Source organism: Micromonospora eburnea, assembly GCF_900090225.1.
GTDB lineage: Bacteria > Actinomycetota > Actinomycetes > Mycobacteriales > Micromonosporaceae > Micromonospora > Micromonospora eburnea.
Genome location: NZ_FMHY01000002.1, coordinates 6623952 through 6637663, shown reverse-complemented (window position 1 = coordinate 6637663; position 13712 = coordinate 6623952). Strand labels below are relative to the sequence as shown.

Sequence of the window (13712 nt, the reverse complement as noted above, 5' to 3'; positions counted from 1 at the left end):
GGAGGCGGCGTGGCGCAGGCGCACGGGGCGTACGGGGATCGGCCGCGGCGACGCGGCCGGAAGGTCCTGATCGGTTTCGTCGTCCTGCTGCTGGTGCTCGGCGGGCTGCTGGTGGTCGTCGACCGGGTGGCGGCCGGGGTGGCCGAGCGGGCCATCGCCGAGCAGGTGCGGCAGGAGGTCGCCCGGAAGGACGTACGGTCCGGGGCGCCCACGGTCGAGGTGGCCGGGTTCCCGTTCGTCACCCAGGTGCTCGACGGGAAGTACGAGCGCATCTCGATCGTGCTGACCGACGTGCAGGGCAACGTGCAGGGCGACGCGGTCAGCGTGCCTCGGCTCGACGTGGACGCCCACAACGTACGGGCGTCGCTGGACACGCTGCGTACCCGTCGGGGTGACGTGGTCGCCGAGCGCGTCGACGGCCGTGCCACCGTCTCCTACGACAGCATGGCCAAGCTCCTCGACCGGCCGGGGCTCACCCTCGGCGAGCGGGACGGCAAGCTCGTCGTCACCGCGCCGGCGGACATCCTCGGCACCAGGCTCACCGTCACCGGCACCGCCGACCTGACCGTGACCGACGGCAAGGTGGGGCTGCGGTTCGACGATCTCACCGCCGAGGGCCTGCCGAATCTGCCGCTGGCCCGGAGGCTGCTGGCCAACTACGCCAACAGCATCTCGGTCAACCTGCCCCTGCCCGAACTGCCGTTCCAGCTCACCGTCCGCAAGGTGGAACCGAAGCCGGACGGCCTGTTGGTCACCGCCGACGCGCAGAACGTGCCGATCAACACCGCCGGGTGACCGGCGGGACGCCACCCGCCCCGGCTGGCGGCAGTCCCGCTCACGACCCGGCAGCCGGCCTTCCGCGGTCCCACGCCGTGTCCCGGATGCTGGTCGGGCCGGTGGCATCGGCCGAGCTGGCTGGTAGTGTCCGTCCCCATGGGGACGCTCCTCACCAAACGGCGCGCGGTCGACCTGTGCCGCGTGGCCACCTGCCTGTGTCGCCCCGTCATCTGACGGCGGGGCTGTCCTCGGCCGCCTAGCGGCCATCGGCACGATGGGTTCGCGTACCCTCCGGTGTTCTCCCGATCGCCCGGCAGCGGCGCCGTCGCACGTACCCGTGATCCGTTCCTAGCTCTGGGTCCCGCGCGTGGTGCGACAAACTACCGGCTTCGATCTCCACGCGCTGGCTCACCATCCAATCCTCACCAGGGAGTGATCTGATGAGTCGCGACACCGCACTCGTCTCGGCCGAGTGGGCCGAGAAGAACATCGACGCCCCGGGCGTCGTCTTCGTCGAGGTCGACGAGGACACCTCGGCCTACGACACCGGCCACATCGCCGGCGCGATCAAGCTGGACTGGCGGACCGACCTCCAGGACCCGGTACGCCGGGACTTCGTCAACAAGACCCAGTTCGAGGCGCTGCTCTCCGAGCGCGGCATCGCCAACGACGACACCGTGATCCTCTACGGCGGCAACAACAACTGGTTCGCCGCGTACGCGTACTGGTACTTCAAGCTCTACGGCCACGGCGACGTCAAGCTGCTCGACGGCGGCCGCAAGAAGTGGGAGCTGGACGCCCGTCCGCTGGTCACCGACGCGGTGGAGCGGCCGAAGACGCAGTACGTCGCGCAGGAGCCGGACGTCTCGATCCGCGCGTTCCGCGACGAGGTGGTCGCCGCGATCGGCACCAAGAACCTGGTCGACGTGCGCAGCCCCGACGAGTTCGCGGGCCGCCTCCTCGCCCCCGCCCACCTGCCGCAGGAGCAGGCTCAGCGGGCCGGCCACATCCCCACCGCGATCAGCGTCCCGTGGTCCAAGGCGGCCAACGAGGACGGCACGTTCAAGTCCGACGACGAGCTGCGCAAGATCTACGCCGACGCCGGGCTGGACGACAGCAAGGAGACCATCGCGTACTGCCGGATCGGCGAGCGCTCCTCGCACAGCTGGTTCGTGCTCCAGGAGCTGCTCGGTCACCGCAACGTGAAGAACTACGACGGTTCCTGGACCGAGTACGGCTCGCTGGTCGGCGTGCCGGTCGCGCTCGGCGACGAGCCCGGGGAGGCGTGATCCCGATGACTGCTCCCACCGCCGCCGGTTGCGCCGCACCGGACCAGGCCGCCCCGCTGCCGGCCAGCCTGGACCTGGAGAAGGAAACCGTCATCACCGGCCTGGTCAGGGCCGAGTCCGGCGAGGCCGTGCCGGGCGCCTACGTCCGGCTGCTCGACTCGACCGGCGAGTTCACCGCCGAGGTGGTGACCTCCCCGGCCGGCCAGTTCCGGTTCTTCGCCGCGCCGGGCGACTGGACCCTGCGCGCCCTCTCCCGCCACGGCAACGGCGACATCACCGTCACCGCCACCCGCGGCCTCAACGAAGCCACCGTCACCGTCATCCCCTGACCCGTCACACACCGCCCCGCCAGTGGCCCGTCGCCCCACCCCGGGCGGCGGGCCACCCCCGTTTGCTCGTCGATCATGGACTTGTGGCACCCGATCCGCCCGGCTTTGTGGCAGTGTTCGGCACCTCAACTCCATGATCGACGGCGGGTCGGGAGGCGCGTGACAGGATGTGTCGGTGAGTGGTGGTGTTCAGGGGGGGTACGCTCCGCCGGTCCTTTCCGGCCAGCCGTCGCCGGGGCGGCGCGGGCTGCGCTGGCTGGTGGCCGCGACGGTGGCGTGGGGGGTGCTGCTCGCCGGGCTGACCTGGTGGTCGGTACGGCACGACCCGCCGACGGTGCGGGAGCAGCGCTCGCTTGATCAGTCCGGGCCGGTGGTCGACCGGGCGGTCGGTGAACTGCTGGCCGCTGTCGGCCGGGACGGCGTCCCGGCGATCGTGCCGGACCGGCTCGACCGAGGCTGCCGGATCACCCCGATGGACGCTGGTGCCGAGCTGACCCGCGGCGTGGAGGTCGTCGTCGCGGGTGACGACGCGGGCGGCCTGCTCCGGCGGATGGCCGATCGGCTGCCGGCGGCCTGGCGGGCGGGCGTCCGGACGTTGGGCGACGGCCCGGTGCTCAGGGCGGACGCGGGCGAGTTCGTCGCGGTCGAGGGCCGGTCCACCGGGCCGGGCCGGGTGCTGATCACCGCCACCACCGGCTGCCGGCCGGTCGGTGCGGGCTACCGCGCGCCAGGAACGGCCGGCGCCGAGCGCGAGTCCGCCGAGGTGACCCGGTCCCTCGCCCGCTGGGGCGGAGCGACCGGCCCGGTCGAGGTGGTCGCCGCGCCCTGCCCGGCGGGCGGCACGGCCCGGACCGCTTACGCCGAGGCCACCGGCGGGTCGGCCGGCAGGCCGCTGGCCAGTGCGTTCCGCGACGCCGCCGACGGCACCCCCGCGGTACGCGACTCCGCCGACCTGTACGCCCTGCGATCCCACCCCGCGGTGCTGGCCGAGCGCGTCGACGGCCGGGTTCGCGTCGCCGTCACCACCGGCTGTCCGGCCTGACCCGACCCCGACCGCTACGCGCCGGGAAACGCGTCAGTAGACCAGGGCCTGGGCACCCTCGGCCATCGCCTCCTCGACGAAGACCGCCGCGCCGGCAATACGTACGCCGGGGATGACGTCGCCCTGGTCGATGTCCCGGCGGGCCGCGCACTGCGTGCAGGCGGTGACCTTGCCGGTGGCCAGGATCACGTGCAGCAACTCGGGCAGCGGCGCGGAGTGCGGCAGGTCGAACTCCTGCGCGCGTCCGGGCAGCGCGAACCAGGTCGATTCCCCGGTCAGCCAGAGCGACACGTCGACCCCGGCGGCTGCCGCCGTGGCGGCGACGGTGAATGCCTGCGCGCAGCGCTCGGGAGCGTCCGCGCCGGCGGTCACCTTGACGACGAGAGAGCGGGCCATGGCGCCAGCATAGGATGGCCGGGATGGTTACCGAGATCGGGTTCGTCAGCCTGCTGGTCGCCGGCCTGGGCGCGCTCGCCGGTGGCCTGGTCTACCTGGCTGTGAAGATCTCGAGAGGAAAATGGTGAGTCGGCGAGCCCCGCAGTCGCGAACGGAGAAGAACCGGTGAGCGAGAACCCGCTGCAGCCGCCGTGGCTGAACGCGCCGCCTGTCGAGCCGTACCCGTACGAGGAGAGCCACGACCTGCGGGTCGGGCCGAAGTTGCACCCGAGCCTGGACGGCCTGCTGCCGTACATCGGGGTGTGGCGCGGGCGCGGCCGGGGCGGGTTCCCGACCATCGAGGACTTCGACTACGCGCAGGAGATCCGGATCAGCCACGACGGCCGGCCGTTCCTGTTCTACGAGTCCCGCGCCTGGATCCTCGACGAGCAGAGCCGCCCGGTCCGCCCGGCCGGCCGTGAGGTCGGCTGGTGGCGCCCGGTGATGGCCGGTGACCGGGTCACCGACGAACTGGAAGCCCTGATGACCACGCCCACCGGCGTGATGGAGCTGCACATCGGCAAGCGCCGGGGCACCCAGATCGAGTTCGCCACCGACGCGGTGGTCCGTACGGCCACCGCCAAGGAGGTCACCGCCGGTGCCCGCCTCTTCGGCATCGTCGAGGGCGCTCTGCTCTACGCCCAGGAGATGGCCGCCATGGGCCAGCCGCTCAGCCCTCACCTGTCCGCCCGCCTGACCCGCGTCGCCGGCTGACCCCACCCCCAGCCCCCGCCCCCGCTCTGGTTGATCAAGAAGTTTGCGTCCGGAAACGTTCTCCAGGAGACGCAAACTTCTTGATCAACGCCCTGGGGCGGGGTCGGGGGCGGGACGGGGAAGGCCAGGAGGGATTGGAGGGCGGAGGTTCGGGGGGAGGGGGGCAACGGGGTTCCGTCGAGGGAGCTGATCTCCGCCAGGCCACGGAGGGACGAGGTCAGCCAGAGGCCGTCCGCGTCCGTCAGCTCGGCCGGGGTGACCAGGCGTTCCTCGGCGGCCAGGCCCAGGTCGGCGGCGTGGTCGAGCAGCCAGCGGGCGGTCACCCCGGGCAGCACCCCGGTGACCGCCGCCGGCACCGTGCACAGCGTCTTCCCGGCCAGCCAGACCACGTTCGCGCTCGGCCCCTCCAGCACGTACCCGTCGGTGGAGACCCAGAGCACGTCGTCGAATCCGGCGCGGGCCGCCCAGCGGCGGGCGGCGGTGCTCACCGCGTACGAGGTGGACTTCACCCCGACCGGCAGCCAGCCCAGTTCCGGGCGGGACCGGGCGGCCACCCCGAGTGGCAGGGTGGCCGCGGACAACCCGTCCCGCCGGGCCCGCCGTACGGCCGCCGGCACCTCGCCCAGGGTGGCGTAGACGGTCGGTGGGCCACCGCCCTCCGGCCCCCGGGTGCAGACCAGCCGCAGCGCGCCCTCCACCTCGGGCGGCCACCCGGCGCGTACCGTGTCGAGCAGTTGGACCAGCGCGTCGGCTGGCGGCAGGTCCAGCGCGACCGCCGCCGCGCCGGCCCGCAGCCGGGCCAGGTGGGCGTCGCGCAGCCAGGGCTCCCCACCGCGCAGGTGCATGGTCTCGAAGAGGCCGTCGCCGTGCAGCACGCCCCGGTCGTCGCCGCGCAGCACCGCCTCCCCGGCCGGTGCCACGCCCCGACCCAGCACGGCCACCCGCGACGCCTCCACGAGGGCCGAGGGTAGCCGGGTACGACGCCGCCGGCCGGACCGGCACGGCGGCCGAACTATGATCGGACGGTGTCCGAATCCTCCCTCGCCGAACTGCTCCGCTCCCGTGGGCTGCGGCTGACGGCGCAGCGGCAGCTTGTCCTGCGAGCAGTGATGGAGCTGGGGCACGCGACGCCGGAGCAGGTGCACACGGCGGTCCGTGAGGTGGCCGCCGGGGTCAACATCACCACCATCTACCGGACGCTGGAGCTGTTGGAACGGCTCGGCCTGGTGACGCACACCCACCTTTCGCACGGCTCGCCGACCTATCATGCGGCCGGCGAGGACCAGCACGTCCACCTGGTGTGCCGGGAGTGCGGCGCGATCGACGAGATCGAGCCCGAGCTGCTCCGCCCGCTCGCCGACCAGTTGGCCGCGCAGCGAGGATTCCGGGTCGACATCGGGCACGTGGCGCTCTTCGGCGTCTGCGGCCAGTGCGAGGACGGGGAAGGCAAATGATCGACATCGCGGGAGCGGTGGCCACCGAGGCGATCGACGAGGAGACCCGGGACCAGCCGCAGCCGGCCCACCGGGCGGCCGGGGTCGGCCCGGTGGCCGCCCACTACGGCGACCCGATGCGTGAGCAGCGCGTCCTCGCCACCGACGTCGGCCTGGTCGACCGGTCGCACCGGGGCGTCGTGGCGGTGCCCGGCGAGGAACGGACCGGCTGGCTGCACACGTTGACCAGCCAGCATCTCGCCGCGCTGCGCCCCTGGCAGGGTACGGAACTGCTGGTGCTCTCCCCGCACGGGCACGTCGAGCAGCACGCCATGGTCGTCGATGACGGCGAGACCACCTGGCTGGACACCGAGCCGGGGATGACCGACGGGCTGCTGTCGTACCTGGAGAAGATGCGGTTCTTCAGCAAGGTGGAGCCGCGCGACGCCACCGCCGACCACGCGCTGCTCTCGCTGGTCGGGCCGGCGGCCACCGGCGCGCTCGACACCCTCGGCGTCACCGGGCTGGCCGCGCCGGACCAGGTCGCGGTGCCCGGTCCGAAGTTCCGCTCCGGCGAGCTGCCATCCCGGCCCACCGCGCTGTACGACGTGAAGGCGCTGCCGATCGGCGGGTGGGCCCGGCGGGTGGCGCTCGGCGTGGACCTGCTGGTGCCTCGCCCGGCCATGGCTGGGGTGGTGGACGAACTGCGCGGGGCCGGCGTGCCGGTGGCCGGGCTGTGGGCGTACGAGGCGACCCGGGTGGCCGCCCGGCGGGCCCGGGTCGGGGTGGACACCGATCACCGCACCATCCCCGCCGAGGTGGACCTGATCGCGCCGGCCGTGCACCTGGACAAGGGCTGCTACCGGGGGCAGGAGACGGTGGCCCGGGTGCACAACCTCGGGAAACCGCCGCGTCGCCTCGTACTCCTGCACCTGGACGGGGTGACCACCGACCAGCCGCCGGCCGCCGGCACGCCGGTGACCCTCGACGGCCGGGCGGTCGGGTTCGTCGGCACCGCGGTGCACCACCACGAGCTGGGCCAGATCGCCCTCGCGGTGGTCAAGCGCAACGTTCCCGACAACGCCCGGCTGACGGTGGGCGAGAGCGCCGCCGCCATCGAGCCGGCGTAAGGGATGTCGCCTCGGCCGCCACAAGACGGAAATCTTCCGGTAACCGAGGCGGATTCAAGGAATCCTGCTGCATTCGCTGGTCGACGCAGAGGAGTCGGCGGTCTAGGATCGCCGACATGACGACAGGGACGTTGATCACGGTTGCCCCGACCGGCGCGGAGTCGGCCAAGGCGGATGTGCCGGCGCTGCCGGTGACCCTTGACGAGCTGCTGCTGACCGCCAAGGAGTGCGAGGCGCTCGGCGCTTCCGTGATCCACGTCCATATTCGCGACGACGAGGCGAAGCCCACCCTCGACCAGGGCCGGCTGCGGGAGACGGTGGCGGCGCTGCGGGAGGGCACCGACCTGATCGTGCAGCTCTCCTCTGGTGGCGCGGTGACCGACCCGGAGGCCGACCGGCTGGCCGTGCTGGATGCCGGCCCGGACATGGCCTCCTGCACCATGGGCACGGTCAACTTCGGCGACGACGTCTTCCTGAACCGCTGGGAGTTCATTGTCGACCTGCACACCCGGATGCAGGAGAAGGGCGTCGTCCCCGAGTACGAGATCTTCGACCTCGGTCATCTCACCGCCCTCCAGCGCCTGCTCGGCAAGTACGGGCTGCCACACGGCGGGCACGTGCACGTCGACTTCGTGATGGGCGTGCCGGGCGGTATGCCGGGCACCGCCGCGACCCTGGTCGCCGCCCAGCAGATGCTGCGTGACCTGCCCGAGGGCACCACCTTCTCGGCCACCGGGATTGGCCGCAGCACCATCCCGGTGATGCTGGCGTCCCTCTCGGCGGGCGGTCACCTCCGGGTCGGCATGGAGGACACCGTCACCTACGCCAAGGGACAGCCGGTCGAGTCCAACATGCAGCTCGTCGCCCGCGCGGTCGGCTTCGCCCAGCTCGCCCAGCGTCCGCCGCTGACCACCGCCGAGGCTCGGCTGCTGCTCGGCCTGTAAGTCACGGCCTGCCCGGCATCCCTGTACCCGTCCACCCGGCACCGCAGGTCACCCCGGTGCCGGGGCCGCCGCGCCCGTCGGTACCGTCCACTTCGTGGGAAAGACGTACGAGGGCGGCGTGCCGCTCGCCGAGGTGGTCCGGTCCGGGTTCGTGGAGGGCATCCACCGCGGTTCCGTGGTGGTGCTCGACGGCGCCGGGGCCCCCGTCGCCGAGGCCGGGGACACTGCCGGGCCGATCTTCCCCCGGTCGTCCAACAAGCCGATGCAGGCGGTCGGGATGCTGCGGGCCGGGTTGCCGCTGACCGACCGGGCCGACGTGGCGCTGGTCTCGGCCAGCCACGCCGGCGAGGAGTTCCACGTGGAGCGGGTCACCGGCCTGCTGGGCCGCGCCGGCCTGACCGAGGAGGCGCTGCACTGCCCGCCGGACCTGCCGGTCGGTGACGCGGCCCGGGAGGCGGTGCTGCGGGCCGGCGGCGGCCCGAGGCGGGTCCAGATGAACTGTTCCGGCAAGCACACCGGGATGCTGCTGACCTGCCTGGCCGCCGGCTGGCCGGTGGACGGCTACTGGCGGCCCGAGCACCCCCTCCAGCAGCGGTTGACCGCCACGATCGAGGAGTTCACCGGGGAGTCGGTGGCGGCGGTCGGGGTGGACGGCTGCGGCGCGCCCGTGCTCGCCGTCTCGCTGACCGGGCTGGCGCGGGCGTTCCTGCGGCTGGTCTCCGCCGAGCCCGGCACCGTCGAGCGGACGGTGGCCGACGCGATGCGGGCGTACCCGGAGCTGGTGGGCGGCACCCGGGCGGACGACACCCGGCTGATGCGGGGCGTACCCGGGCTGCTGGCCAAGGTCGGCGCGGAGGGTGTGATCGCGGCGGCGGTCCCCGAGGTCGGCGCGGTCGCCCTCAAGATCGACGACGGCGCGGGGCGGGCCCGGATGCCGGTGCTGGTGTCGGCGCTGCGCCGGCTCGGCGTCGAGGCCCCGGTGCTGAGCGAGTACGCCGAGATTCCGCTGCTCGGCGGCGGCCTTCCGGTCGGCGCGGTGCGCCCGGTCTGGTAGCCGGCCCCACCCGGGCGGATCTCGGCGGGAACTGGCCCCGGGAGGGCCGACCCGCCAAGATCCGCATCCGGTCAGGGGAGGAAGTCGAGCAGGGCGGCGTTGACCGGTTCGGGGCGTTCCAGCGGCAGCAGGTGGGCGGCGTCCGTAACGTCCGGCATGCGTACGCCCTGCGGCGCCTCGGCGGCGATCCGGTCGGCGAGGCGCCGCAGGTCCGCGAGGTCGTCCGCGCCGGTGCCGACCAGTACCGGCATCGGCAGCTCGGCCAGCCGGTCGATCGCCGGGGGGTCGAGTTCCTCCACGTCGACGGCGCTGAGCGCCTGCTCGGCGGCGAGCGCCCGCCGGTCCATCTCCTCGGCGAACCGGATCAGCTCGGGGTCGACGTCCTCCGGTCGGCGGGTCGGGCCGACCACCCAGAACCGCACCTCTCCGGCCGCGGTCGCCGCGAAGTCCTCCGGGTCCACCTCGCCGACCAGCTCTTCCCAGAGCTGCTCGGCCTCCTCGGACCACTCGTTACCGGAGACCGGGGCGCCGAACAGGGCCAGCGCGGAGACCCGCCCCGGGTACGCGAGCGCGGTGTCCACCGCGACCTTGCCGCCGAACGAGCAGCCCACCAGGGCGGCCTGCGCGATGCCGAGGGCGTCCAGCAGCCCCACCACGTCGTCGTGATGCGTGAACGGTGCGGGCGGCAACTCGGACTCGCCGTATCCGCGCAGGTCGACGGAGATCACCCGATATCGGGCGGCGAGCGCGGGGACCTGGCCCTGCCACATCCGCCGGTCGGCGATCCCGGCGTGCAGCAGCACCACCGGGCTGCCGCTGCCCGCCTCGTCGTACGCGAGCAGGGCGCCATTGATTTCGATCTTGGCCACGTGGGCACGGTACGGACCGGATTCGGTGCGCGCAACCGGCCGGCCGGGGCCTGCTAACTGTGGCAAGCATTTTGCTTGCAGCAGCTAGCGGGGCGAGCTAGCGTGGAGTCATGGCCACCAGCAAGGACCTTCCCGACGTCGGCGGGTTCATTCGCGACCTGCGCCGGAACGCGAAGATCTCATTGCGCCAGCTCGCGGAGCAGGCCGGCGTCAGCAATCCGTACCTCAGTCAGATCGAGCGCGGCCTGCGCAAGCCGAGCGCGGAGGTGCTCCAGCAACTCGCCAGCGCCCTGCGGGTCTCCACCCCGGCGATGTACCTCCGGGCCGGGCTGCTCGACGCCAAGGAGGGGCAGGGCGTGCTCGCGGCGATCTCCGTCGACCCCGAGCTGACCATGGCCCAGAAGCAGTCGCTCACCCAGATCTACGAGACGTTCCGCCGGGAGAACGCCCGGCTCGCCGAGGCGACCGCCGCCGCGCAGGCCGCCGCCGAGCAGGCCGAGAGCGCCGCCGGGCAGGCGGCGGCCGGGCCGGCTGAGAGCCCCGCCGCGCGGGCGGCGGCCGGACCGGCCCCGACGGCCGGGGCGCCGGGCGAGGCGCCACAGGCTCCGGCCACCGTCACGCCGGCCGCGACCGGCCCCGCGACGCCGGGCGTCAGCCCGACCGAGGCGGTCCTGGAGTCGGTCGCCGTCACCGAGGCGGGGCCGGCCCCCGCCCCGAACACCGTCGCCGCTACCGAGGAGGAGACCGCCCGTGGGGCGGTCCGGCAGGCCGCCGGTGCGGCCGAGGAGGAGAAGTCATGACCCAGCCGAAGACCAACCGCATTCCGGCCCCGCTCTACGCCGCCGCTGGCGTCGGTGAGCTGGCTCTCGAACAGCTGCGCAAGCTCCCCGGCGTGGTGGGCGAGCTGGGCCCCCGGGTCGTCGCCGACCTCGGCGGCAAGGCCGTCGTCACCGGCGTCGAGCTGCGCCAGAAGGCGACCGAGACGCTGAAGTCCGCCAACCTCACCGCGACCGGCCTCCGGGAGCGGGCCGCCAATGTGAGCGCGAGCGGCCTCCGGGAGCGGGCGGCCAATGTGAGCGCGAGCGGCCTGCGGGAGCGGGCCGCGGCCGAGTTCGACCTGCCCAAGCTCCGCGAGGCGGCCGCCCGTAACGCCGCCGCCGTGCTGGCCGGCGCGCAGTCCGCGCAGGCCCGGGCCGAGCGCGCCATGGCCGACGCCCAGGAGCGCGCCCTGGCGGCGTACGCCGATCTGGTGGCCCGGGGTGAGCGGGTCGTCGGCAGCGGCGTACTGGAGGCCGCGGACACGGTGAACGCCGACATCGAGGCGACCGAGGCCGACCGCACGCCGGCCGCCGAGGCGGGGCAGCCGGTCGCTGAGGTCGCGCAGCCGGCTGTCGAGGCCGAGCAGCCGGCCGAGGTGCCCAGCCCGGCCGAGGTGCCCAGCCCGGCCGAGGCCAAGCCGGTCGAGGGCAAGCCGGCCGCGGTGAAGCGGACCCGGGCCACCCGGTCCACCGCCGCCAAGGCCGCCAAGTCCGCTGCGGCCAAGCCGGACACCCCGTCGGCGAAGCTGCCGAAGACCACCAGGCGGACCCGTCCGACCGCCGAGTAGGTCGATCCTGGACCGAGACCCCGGACGGCGTCCTCTCGGACGTTTCCGGGGTCTCGGCATAAGCTTGCCGACATGGCCTACGCCGCGCCGATCTTCGTGTACGAAGTCCGCTACGTGATCGAGCTGATCCTGCTCGTCTTCGCCCTGGTGATCGAGGGAGTGGCGTTGGTGCATGCGATCACCCAGCGCTCCGATGCGTTCGCCGCGATCGGCACGCTGCCCAAGGGCGGCTGGATCGCGATTCTGGCGCTCTGCCTGGTTCTGACGCTGCCGGCGTTCGGCTTCGGACCGCTGAGCATCTTCGGCCTGATCGGCATCGCGGCGGCGCTGATCTACCTGCTGGACGTTCGGGTCGGGCTGCGCGACCTGCAGGACGGCCGAGGATTCTGGTGAGGGGCTTTCGCTGGCCCCCGCCGCCGGACGGCGGCCCGCGTACCTGGGGTCCCGGTCCCGGCGCGCCCCGCACCGGCCGGCCAGCCCTGCCCGAGCCGGAAACCGAGCTGGTCACCACCCCGCACGACGTACGGCTGGAGCGGTTGGTCACCGGCACCGGTGATCCGGTGACGGTGTTCGCCCACGGGCTCGGCAACGGCATCGCCACCACGCGGCCGTTCGGCAGCGCGGTCACCGGCCGCAAGATCTTCTTTCAGTTCCGTGGGCACGGCCGCTCCGATTCGCCCCCGGGGCCGTGGAGCTATCTGGACCTGGCCCGCGATCTGCGGGCGATCGCCGATCTCGGCGGTGCCACCCGAGCCTTCGGGGCGAGCCTCGGCGCGGGTGCGCTGTGCCGGCTGCTCGTCGAGAGCCCGGAACGCTTCGAACGGCTCGTCTTCTTCCTCCCCGCGGTGCTGGACACCCCGCGCGGCGAGGTGGCCCGGGCCCGGCTGACGGACCTGCTCGACGCCGTGGCGGACGGGGACGCCTCCGCACTGGCCGACGTGGTGTCGCTGGAGTTGCCGCCGGCCGTGCGCAACACCCCGGCCGGGTGGGCGTACCTGCGGCAGCGGCTCGACCAACTGCTGCGCGACGGGCTCGCGCCGGGCCTGGCCAGCCTGCCGGAGCAGGCCCCGCTGCGGGACGCCGCCGTGCTCGCCGGGGTCACCGCGCCGGCGCTGGTGATCGGCTGCGCCGGCGACGACCTGCACCCGGTGGCGGTCGCCGAGCAGCTCGCCGCCGCGCTCCCACAGGCCACCCTGCACGTGTACGACCGGCCGGGCGTGCTCTGGACCGAACGCGCCGACCTGCGGGAGCGGATCTCGACCTTCCTCAACGGGTAACGTCCCCTGTCATGGGTGTCACACATCACGGCCGTACGCACCGCCTCGACCTCGCCGACCCCACGCTGCGCGAGTGGGCGTGCACGGTGCTGGCGGCCGATCCCGAGCAGGGCATCGTGCTGGACCGGTCGGCCTTCTATCCGGGCGGTGGCGGGCAGCCGCCGGACCACGGGGTGCTGCTCTGGCAGGGGACGCAGACCCGGATCGTGGGCACCCGCAAGGGCGACGACCTCTGGCTGATTCCCGCCGACGGTGATCCGGTGCCACCGGTCGGCGCCGCCGTCACCGGCGCGGTCGAGGACGCCCGGCGGACCATGCTGATGCGGACCCACTCCGGCCTGCACGTGCTCTGCGGTGTGGTGTTCCGGGATTTCGGCGCGCTGGTCACCGGCGGCAACATGGAACCCGGCGAGGCCCGGATGGACTTCAACCTCCCCGAGGTGCCACCGGACTTCAAGTCCCGGATCGAGGAGCTGGTCAACGCCGAGGTGGCCGCCGACCGGTCGGTCGCCGTGCGGGTGCTGCCCCGAGCAGAGGCGCTGGCCCTGCCGGACATCATCCGTACCCAGTCCAACCTGATCCCGCCGGACGAGCGGGAGGTCCGGATCGTCGACATCGTCGGGCTGGACGTGCAGGCTGACGGGGGCACCCATGTCGCCTCGACCGCCCAGATCGGCAAGGTCCAGGTGGTCAAGGTGGAGAGCAAGGGTCGGGCCAACCGCCGAGTCCGCGTCCGCCTCGCGGACTAGCCGCCGGGTGCCCGCTCGGCACCCAAGTGGTTGATCCTGATGTCGTTGTCGCGACACGGCGGGG

General features: G+C 73.4%; 19 protein-coding genes. 16 read left to right on the top strand and 3 right to left on the bottom strand.

All coding sequences use genetic code 11. From position 1 onward, the window contains the following. Positions 1–9: 9 nt before the first annotated feature. The 5 genes from GA0070604_RS29000 to GA0070604_RS28985 all read left to right on the top strand — a co-directional run bounded on the left by GA0070604_RS29000 (position 10) and on the right by GA0070604_RS28985 (position 3437). A complete protein-coding gene (locus tag GA0070604_RS29000) occupies positions 10–795 on the top strand; it encodes an LmeA family phospholipid-binding protein (RefSeq protein ID WP_091125665.1) in 786 nt (261 codons plus the stop codon). 138 nt (positions 796–933) lie between these two features. Next, positions 934–1011 (top strand): Ms5788A family Cys-rich leader peptide, encoded by a 78-nt coding sequence (locus tag GA0070604_RS34425; protein ID WP_311202345.1) that lies wholly within the window; start codon positions 934–936, stop codon positions 1009–1011. A gap of 206 nt (positions 1012–1217) precedes the next feature. Continuing rightward, the gene (locus GA0070604_RS28995) at positions 1218–2066 is read left to right on the top strand and encodes a sulfurtransferase (protein ID WP_091125661.1); all 849 of its coding nucleotides are present in this window, start codon (positions 1218–1220) and stop codon (positions 2064–2066) included. A gap of 5 nt (positions 2067–2071) precedes the next feature. Beyond that, entirely contained in the window at positions 2072–2395 is a 324-nt protein-coding gene (locus tag GA0070604_RS28990) for a DUF1416 domain-containing protein (protein ID WP_091127491.1), read from the top strand. A 175-nt stretch (positions 2396–2570) separates the two neighbouring features. After that, on the top strand, positions 2571–3437 hold the full coding sequence (locus tag GA0070604_RS28985; protein ID WP_091125658.1) for a hypothetical protein: 867 nt from the start codon (positions 2571–2573) through the stop codon (positions 3435–3437). A gap of 33 nt (positions 3438–3470) precedes the next feature. Here the strand turns inward: GA0070604_RS28985 and GA0070604_RS28980 are convergent, their stop codons facing one another. Beyond that, complete coding sequence (locus tag GA0070604_RS28980; protein ID WP_091125654.1) at positions 3471–3833, bottom strand: DsrE family protein; 363 nt, start codon at positions 3831–3833, stop codon at positions 3471–3473. A gap of 23 nt (positions 3834–3856) precedes the next feature. Here GA0070604_RS28980 and mtfM point away from each other — a divergent pair, with 23 nt between their 5' ends. Both mtfM and GA0070604_RS28975 read left to right on the top strand, forming a co-directional pair. Continuing rightward, positions 3857–3961: a small membrane protein MtfM gene (gene mtfM / locus GA0070604_RS34040; protein ID WP_274534545.1), complete on the top strand. Its 105-nt coding sequence runs from the start codon at positions 3857–3859 to the stop codon at positions 3959–3961. Between the two features lie 37 nt (positions 3962–3998). Further along, on the top strand, positions 3999–4586 hold the full coding sequence (locus tag GA0070604_RS28975; RefSeq protein WP_091125651.1) for a heme-binding beta-barrel domain-containing protein: 588 nt from the start codon (positions 3999–4001) through the stop codon (positions 4584–4586). Here GA0070604_RS28975 and GA0070604_RS28970 read toward each other — a convergent pair. Then, entirely contained in the window at positions 4550–5542 is a 993-nt protein-coding gene (locus GA0070604_RS28970) for an aminotransferase class IV (RefSeq protein ID WP_091125647.1), read from the bottom strand. The two genes, GA0070604_RS28975 and GA0070604_RS28970, sit on opposite strands and share 37 nt — an antisense overlap. A gap of 69 nt (positions 5543–5611) precedes the next feature. Between GA0070604_RS28970 and GA0070604_RS28965 the strand changes: the two genes are divergently transcribed. The 4 genes from GA0070604_RS28965 to GA0070604_RS28950 all read left to right on the top strand — a co-directional run bounded on the left by GA0070604_RS28965 (position 5612) and on the right by GA0070604_RS28950 (position 9147). Then, on the top strand, positions 5612–6040 hold the full coding sequence (locus tag GA0070604_RS28965; protein WP_091125643.1) for a Fur family transcriptional regulator: 429 nt from the start codon (positions 5612–5614) through the stop codon (positions 6038–6040). Beyond that, positions 6037–7149 (top strand): CAF17-like 4Fe-4S cluster assembly/insertion protein YgfZ, encoded by a 1113-nt coding sequence (gene ygfZ, locus GA0070604_RS28960; RefSeq protein WP_091125640.1) that lies wholly within the window; start codon positions 6037–6039, stop codon positions 7147–7149. Before GA0070604_RS28965 ends, ygfZ begins: the two co-directional genes overlap by 4 nt. A gap of 116 nt (positions 7150–7265) precedes the next feature. Then, positions 7266–8093 (top strand): beta-keto acid cleavage family enzyme, encoded by an 828-nt coding sequence (locus GA0070604_RS28955; RefSeq protein WP_091125636.1) that lies wholly within the window; start codon positions 7266–7268, stop codon positions 8091–8093. A 94-nt stretch (positions 8094–8187) separates the two neighbouring features. After that, positions 8188–9147: an asparaginase gene (locus GA0070604_RS28950; RefSeq protein ID WP_091125633.1), complete on the top strand. Its 960-nt coding sequence runs from the start codon at positions 8188–8190 to the stop codon at positions 9145–9147. Positions 9148–9218: 71 nt separating this feature from the next. On the opposite strand, the gene GA0070604_RS28945 is transcribed toward GA0070604_RS28950, so the two are convergent. Beyond that, positions 9219–10016, bottom strand: a complete 798-nt coding sequence (locus tag GA0070604_RS28945) for an alpha/beta fold hydrolase (protein ID WP_141721406.1) — start codon at positions 10014–10016, stop codon at positions 9219–9221. Between the two features lie 110 nt (positions 10017–10126). Between GA0070604_RS28945 and GA0070604_RS28940 the strand changes: the two genes are divergently transcribed. The 5 genes from GA0070604_RS28940 (at position 10127) to GA0070604_RS28920 (ending at position 13648) form a co-directional block, all read left to right on the top strand. Then, the gene (locus GA0070604_RS28940; protein WP_091125629.1) at positions 10127–10816 is read left to right on the top strand and encodes a helix-turn-helix domain-containing protein; all 690 of its coding nucleotides are present in this window, start codon (positions 10127–10129) and stop codon (positions 10814–10816) included. After that, complete coding sequence (locus GA0070604_RS28935) at positions 10813–11622, top strand: hypothetical protein (RefSeq protein WP_091125626.1); 810 nt, start codon at positions 10813–10815, stop codon at positions 11620–11622. The genes GA0070604_RS28940 and GA0070604_RS28935 overlap by 4 nt, the downstream gene beginning before the upstream one ends. A 72-nt stretch (positions 11623–11694) precedes the next feature. Then, positions 11695–12015: a DUF2516 family protein gene (locus GA0070604_RS28930; RefSeq protein ID WP_091125622.1), complete on the top strand. Its 321-nt coding sequence runs from the start codon at positions 11695–11697 to the stop codon at positions 12013–12015. Further along, positions 12012–12899, top strand: a complete 888-nt coding sequence (locus GA0070604_RS28925; RefSeq protein WP_091125619.1) for an alpha/beta fold hydrolase — start codon at positions 12012–12014, stop codon at positions 12897–12899. The genes GA0070604_RS28930 and GA0070604_RS28925 overlap by 4 nt, the downstream gene beginning before the upstream one ends. An 11-nt stretch (positions 12900–12910) precedes the next feature. After that, positions 12911–13648: an alanyl-tRNA editing protein gene (locus GA0070604_RS28920; RefSeq protein WP_091125615.1), complete on the top strand. Its 738-nt coding sequence runs from the start codon at positions 12911–12913 to the stop codon at positions 13646–13648. Positions 13649–13712: the final 64 nt, after the last annotated feature.

What these genes read in the sequence shown, in the direction of transcription:
- GA0070604_RS34425 (WP_311202345.1), top strand. Translation starts at nt 934, where the DNA reads ATGGGGACGCTCCTCACCAAACGGCGCGCGGTCGACCTGTGCCGCGTG.
- GA0070604_RS28995 (WP_091125661.1), top strand. Translation starts at nt 1,218, where the DNA reads ATGAGTCGCGACACCGCACTCGTCTCGGCCGAGTGGGCCGAGAAGAAC.
- GA0070604_RS28990 (WP_091127491.1), top strand. Translation starts at nt 2,072, where the DNA reads ATGACTGCTCCCACCGCCGCCGGTTGCGCCGCACCGGACCAGGCCGCC.
- GA0070604_RS28980 (WP_091125654.1), bottom strand. Translation starts at nt 3,833, where the DNA reads ATGGCCCGCTCTCTCGTCGTCAAGGTGACCGCCGGCGCGGACGCTCCC.
- mtfM (WP_274534545.1), top strand. Translation starts at nt 3,857, where the DNA reads ATGGTTACCGAGATCGGGTTCGTCAGCCTGCTGGTCGCCGGCCTGGGC.
- ygfZ (WP_091125640.1), top strand. Translation starts at nt 6,037, where the DNA reads ATGATCGACATCGCGGGAGCGGTGGCCACCGAGGCGATCGACGAGGAG.
- GA0070604_RS28955 (WP_091125636.1), top strand. Translation starts at nt 7,266, where the DNA reads ATGACGACAGGGACGTTGATCACGGTTGCCCCGACCGGCGCGGAGTCG.
- GA0070604_RS28940 (WP_091125629.1), top strand. Translation starts at nt 10,127, where the DNA reads ATGGCCACCAGCAAGGACCTTCCCGACGTCGGCGGGTTCATTCGCGAC.
- GA0070604_RS28935 (WP_091125626.1), top strand. Translation starts at nt 10,813, where the DNA reads ATGACCCAGCCGAAGACCAACCGCATTCCGGCCCCGCTCTACGCCGCC.
- GA0070604_RS28930 (WP_091125622.1), top strand. Translation starts at nt 11,695, where the DNA reads ATGGCCTACGCCGCGCCGATCTTCGTGTACGAAGTCCGCTACGTGATC.
- GA0070604_RS28920 (WP_091125615.1), top strand. Translation starts at nt 12,911, where the DNA reads ATGGGTGTCACACATCACGGCCGTACGCACCGCCTCGACCTCGCCGAC.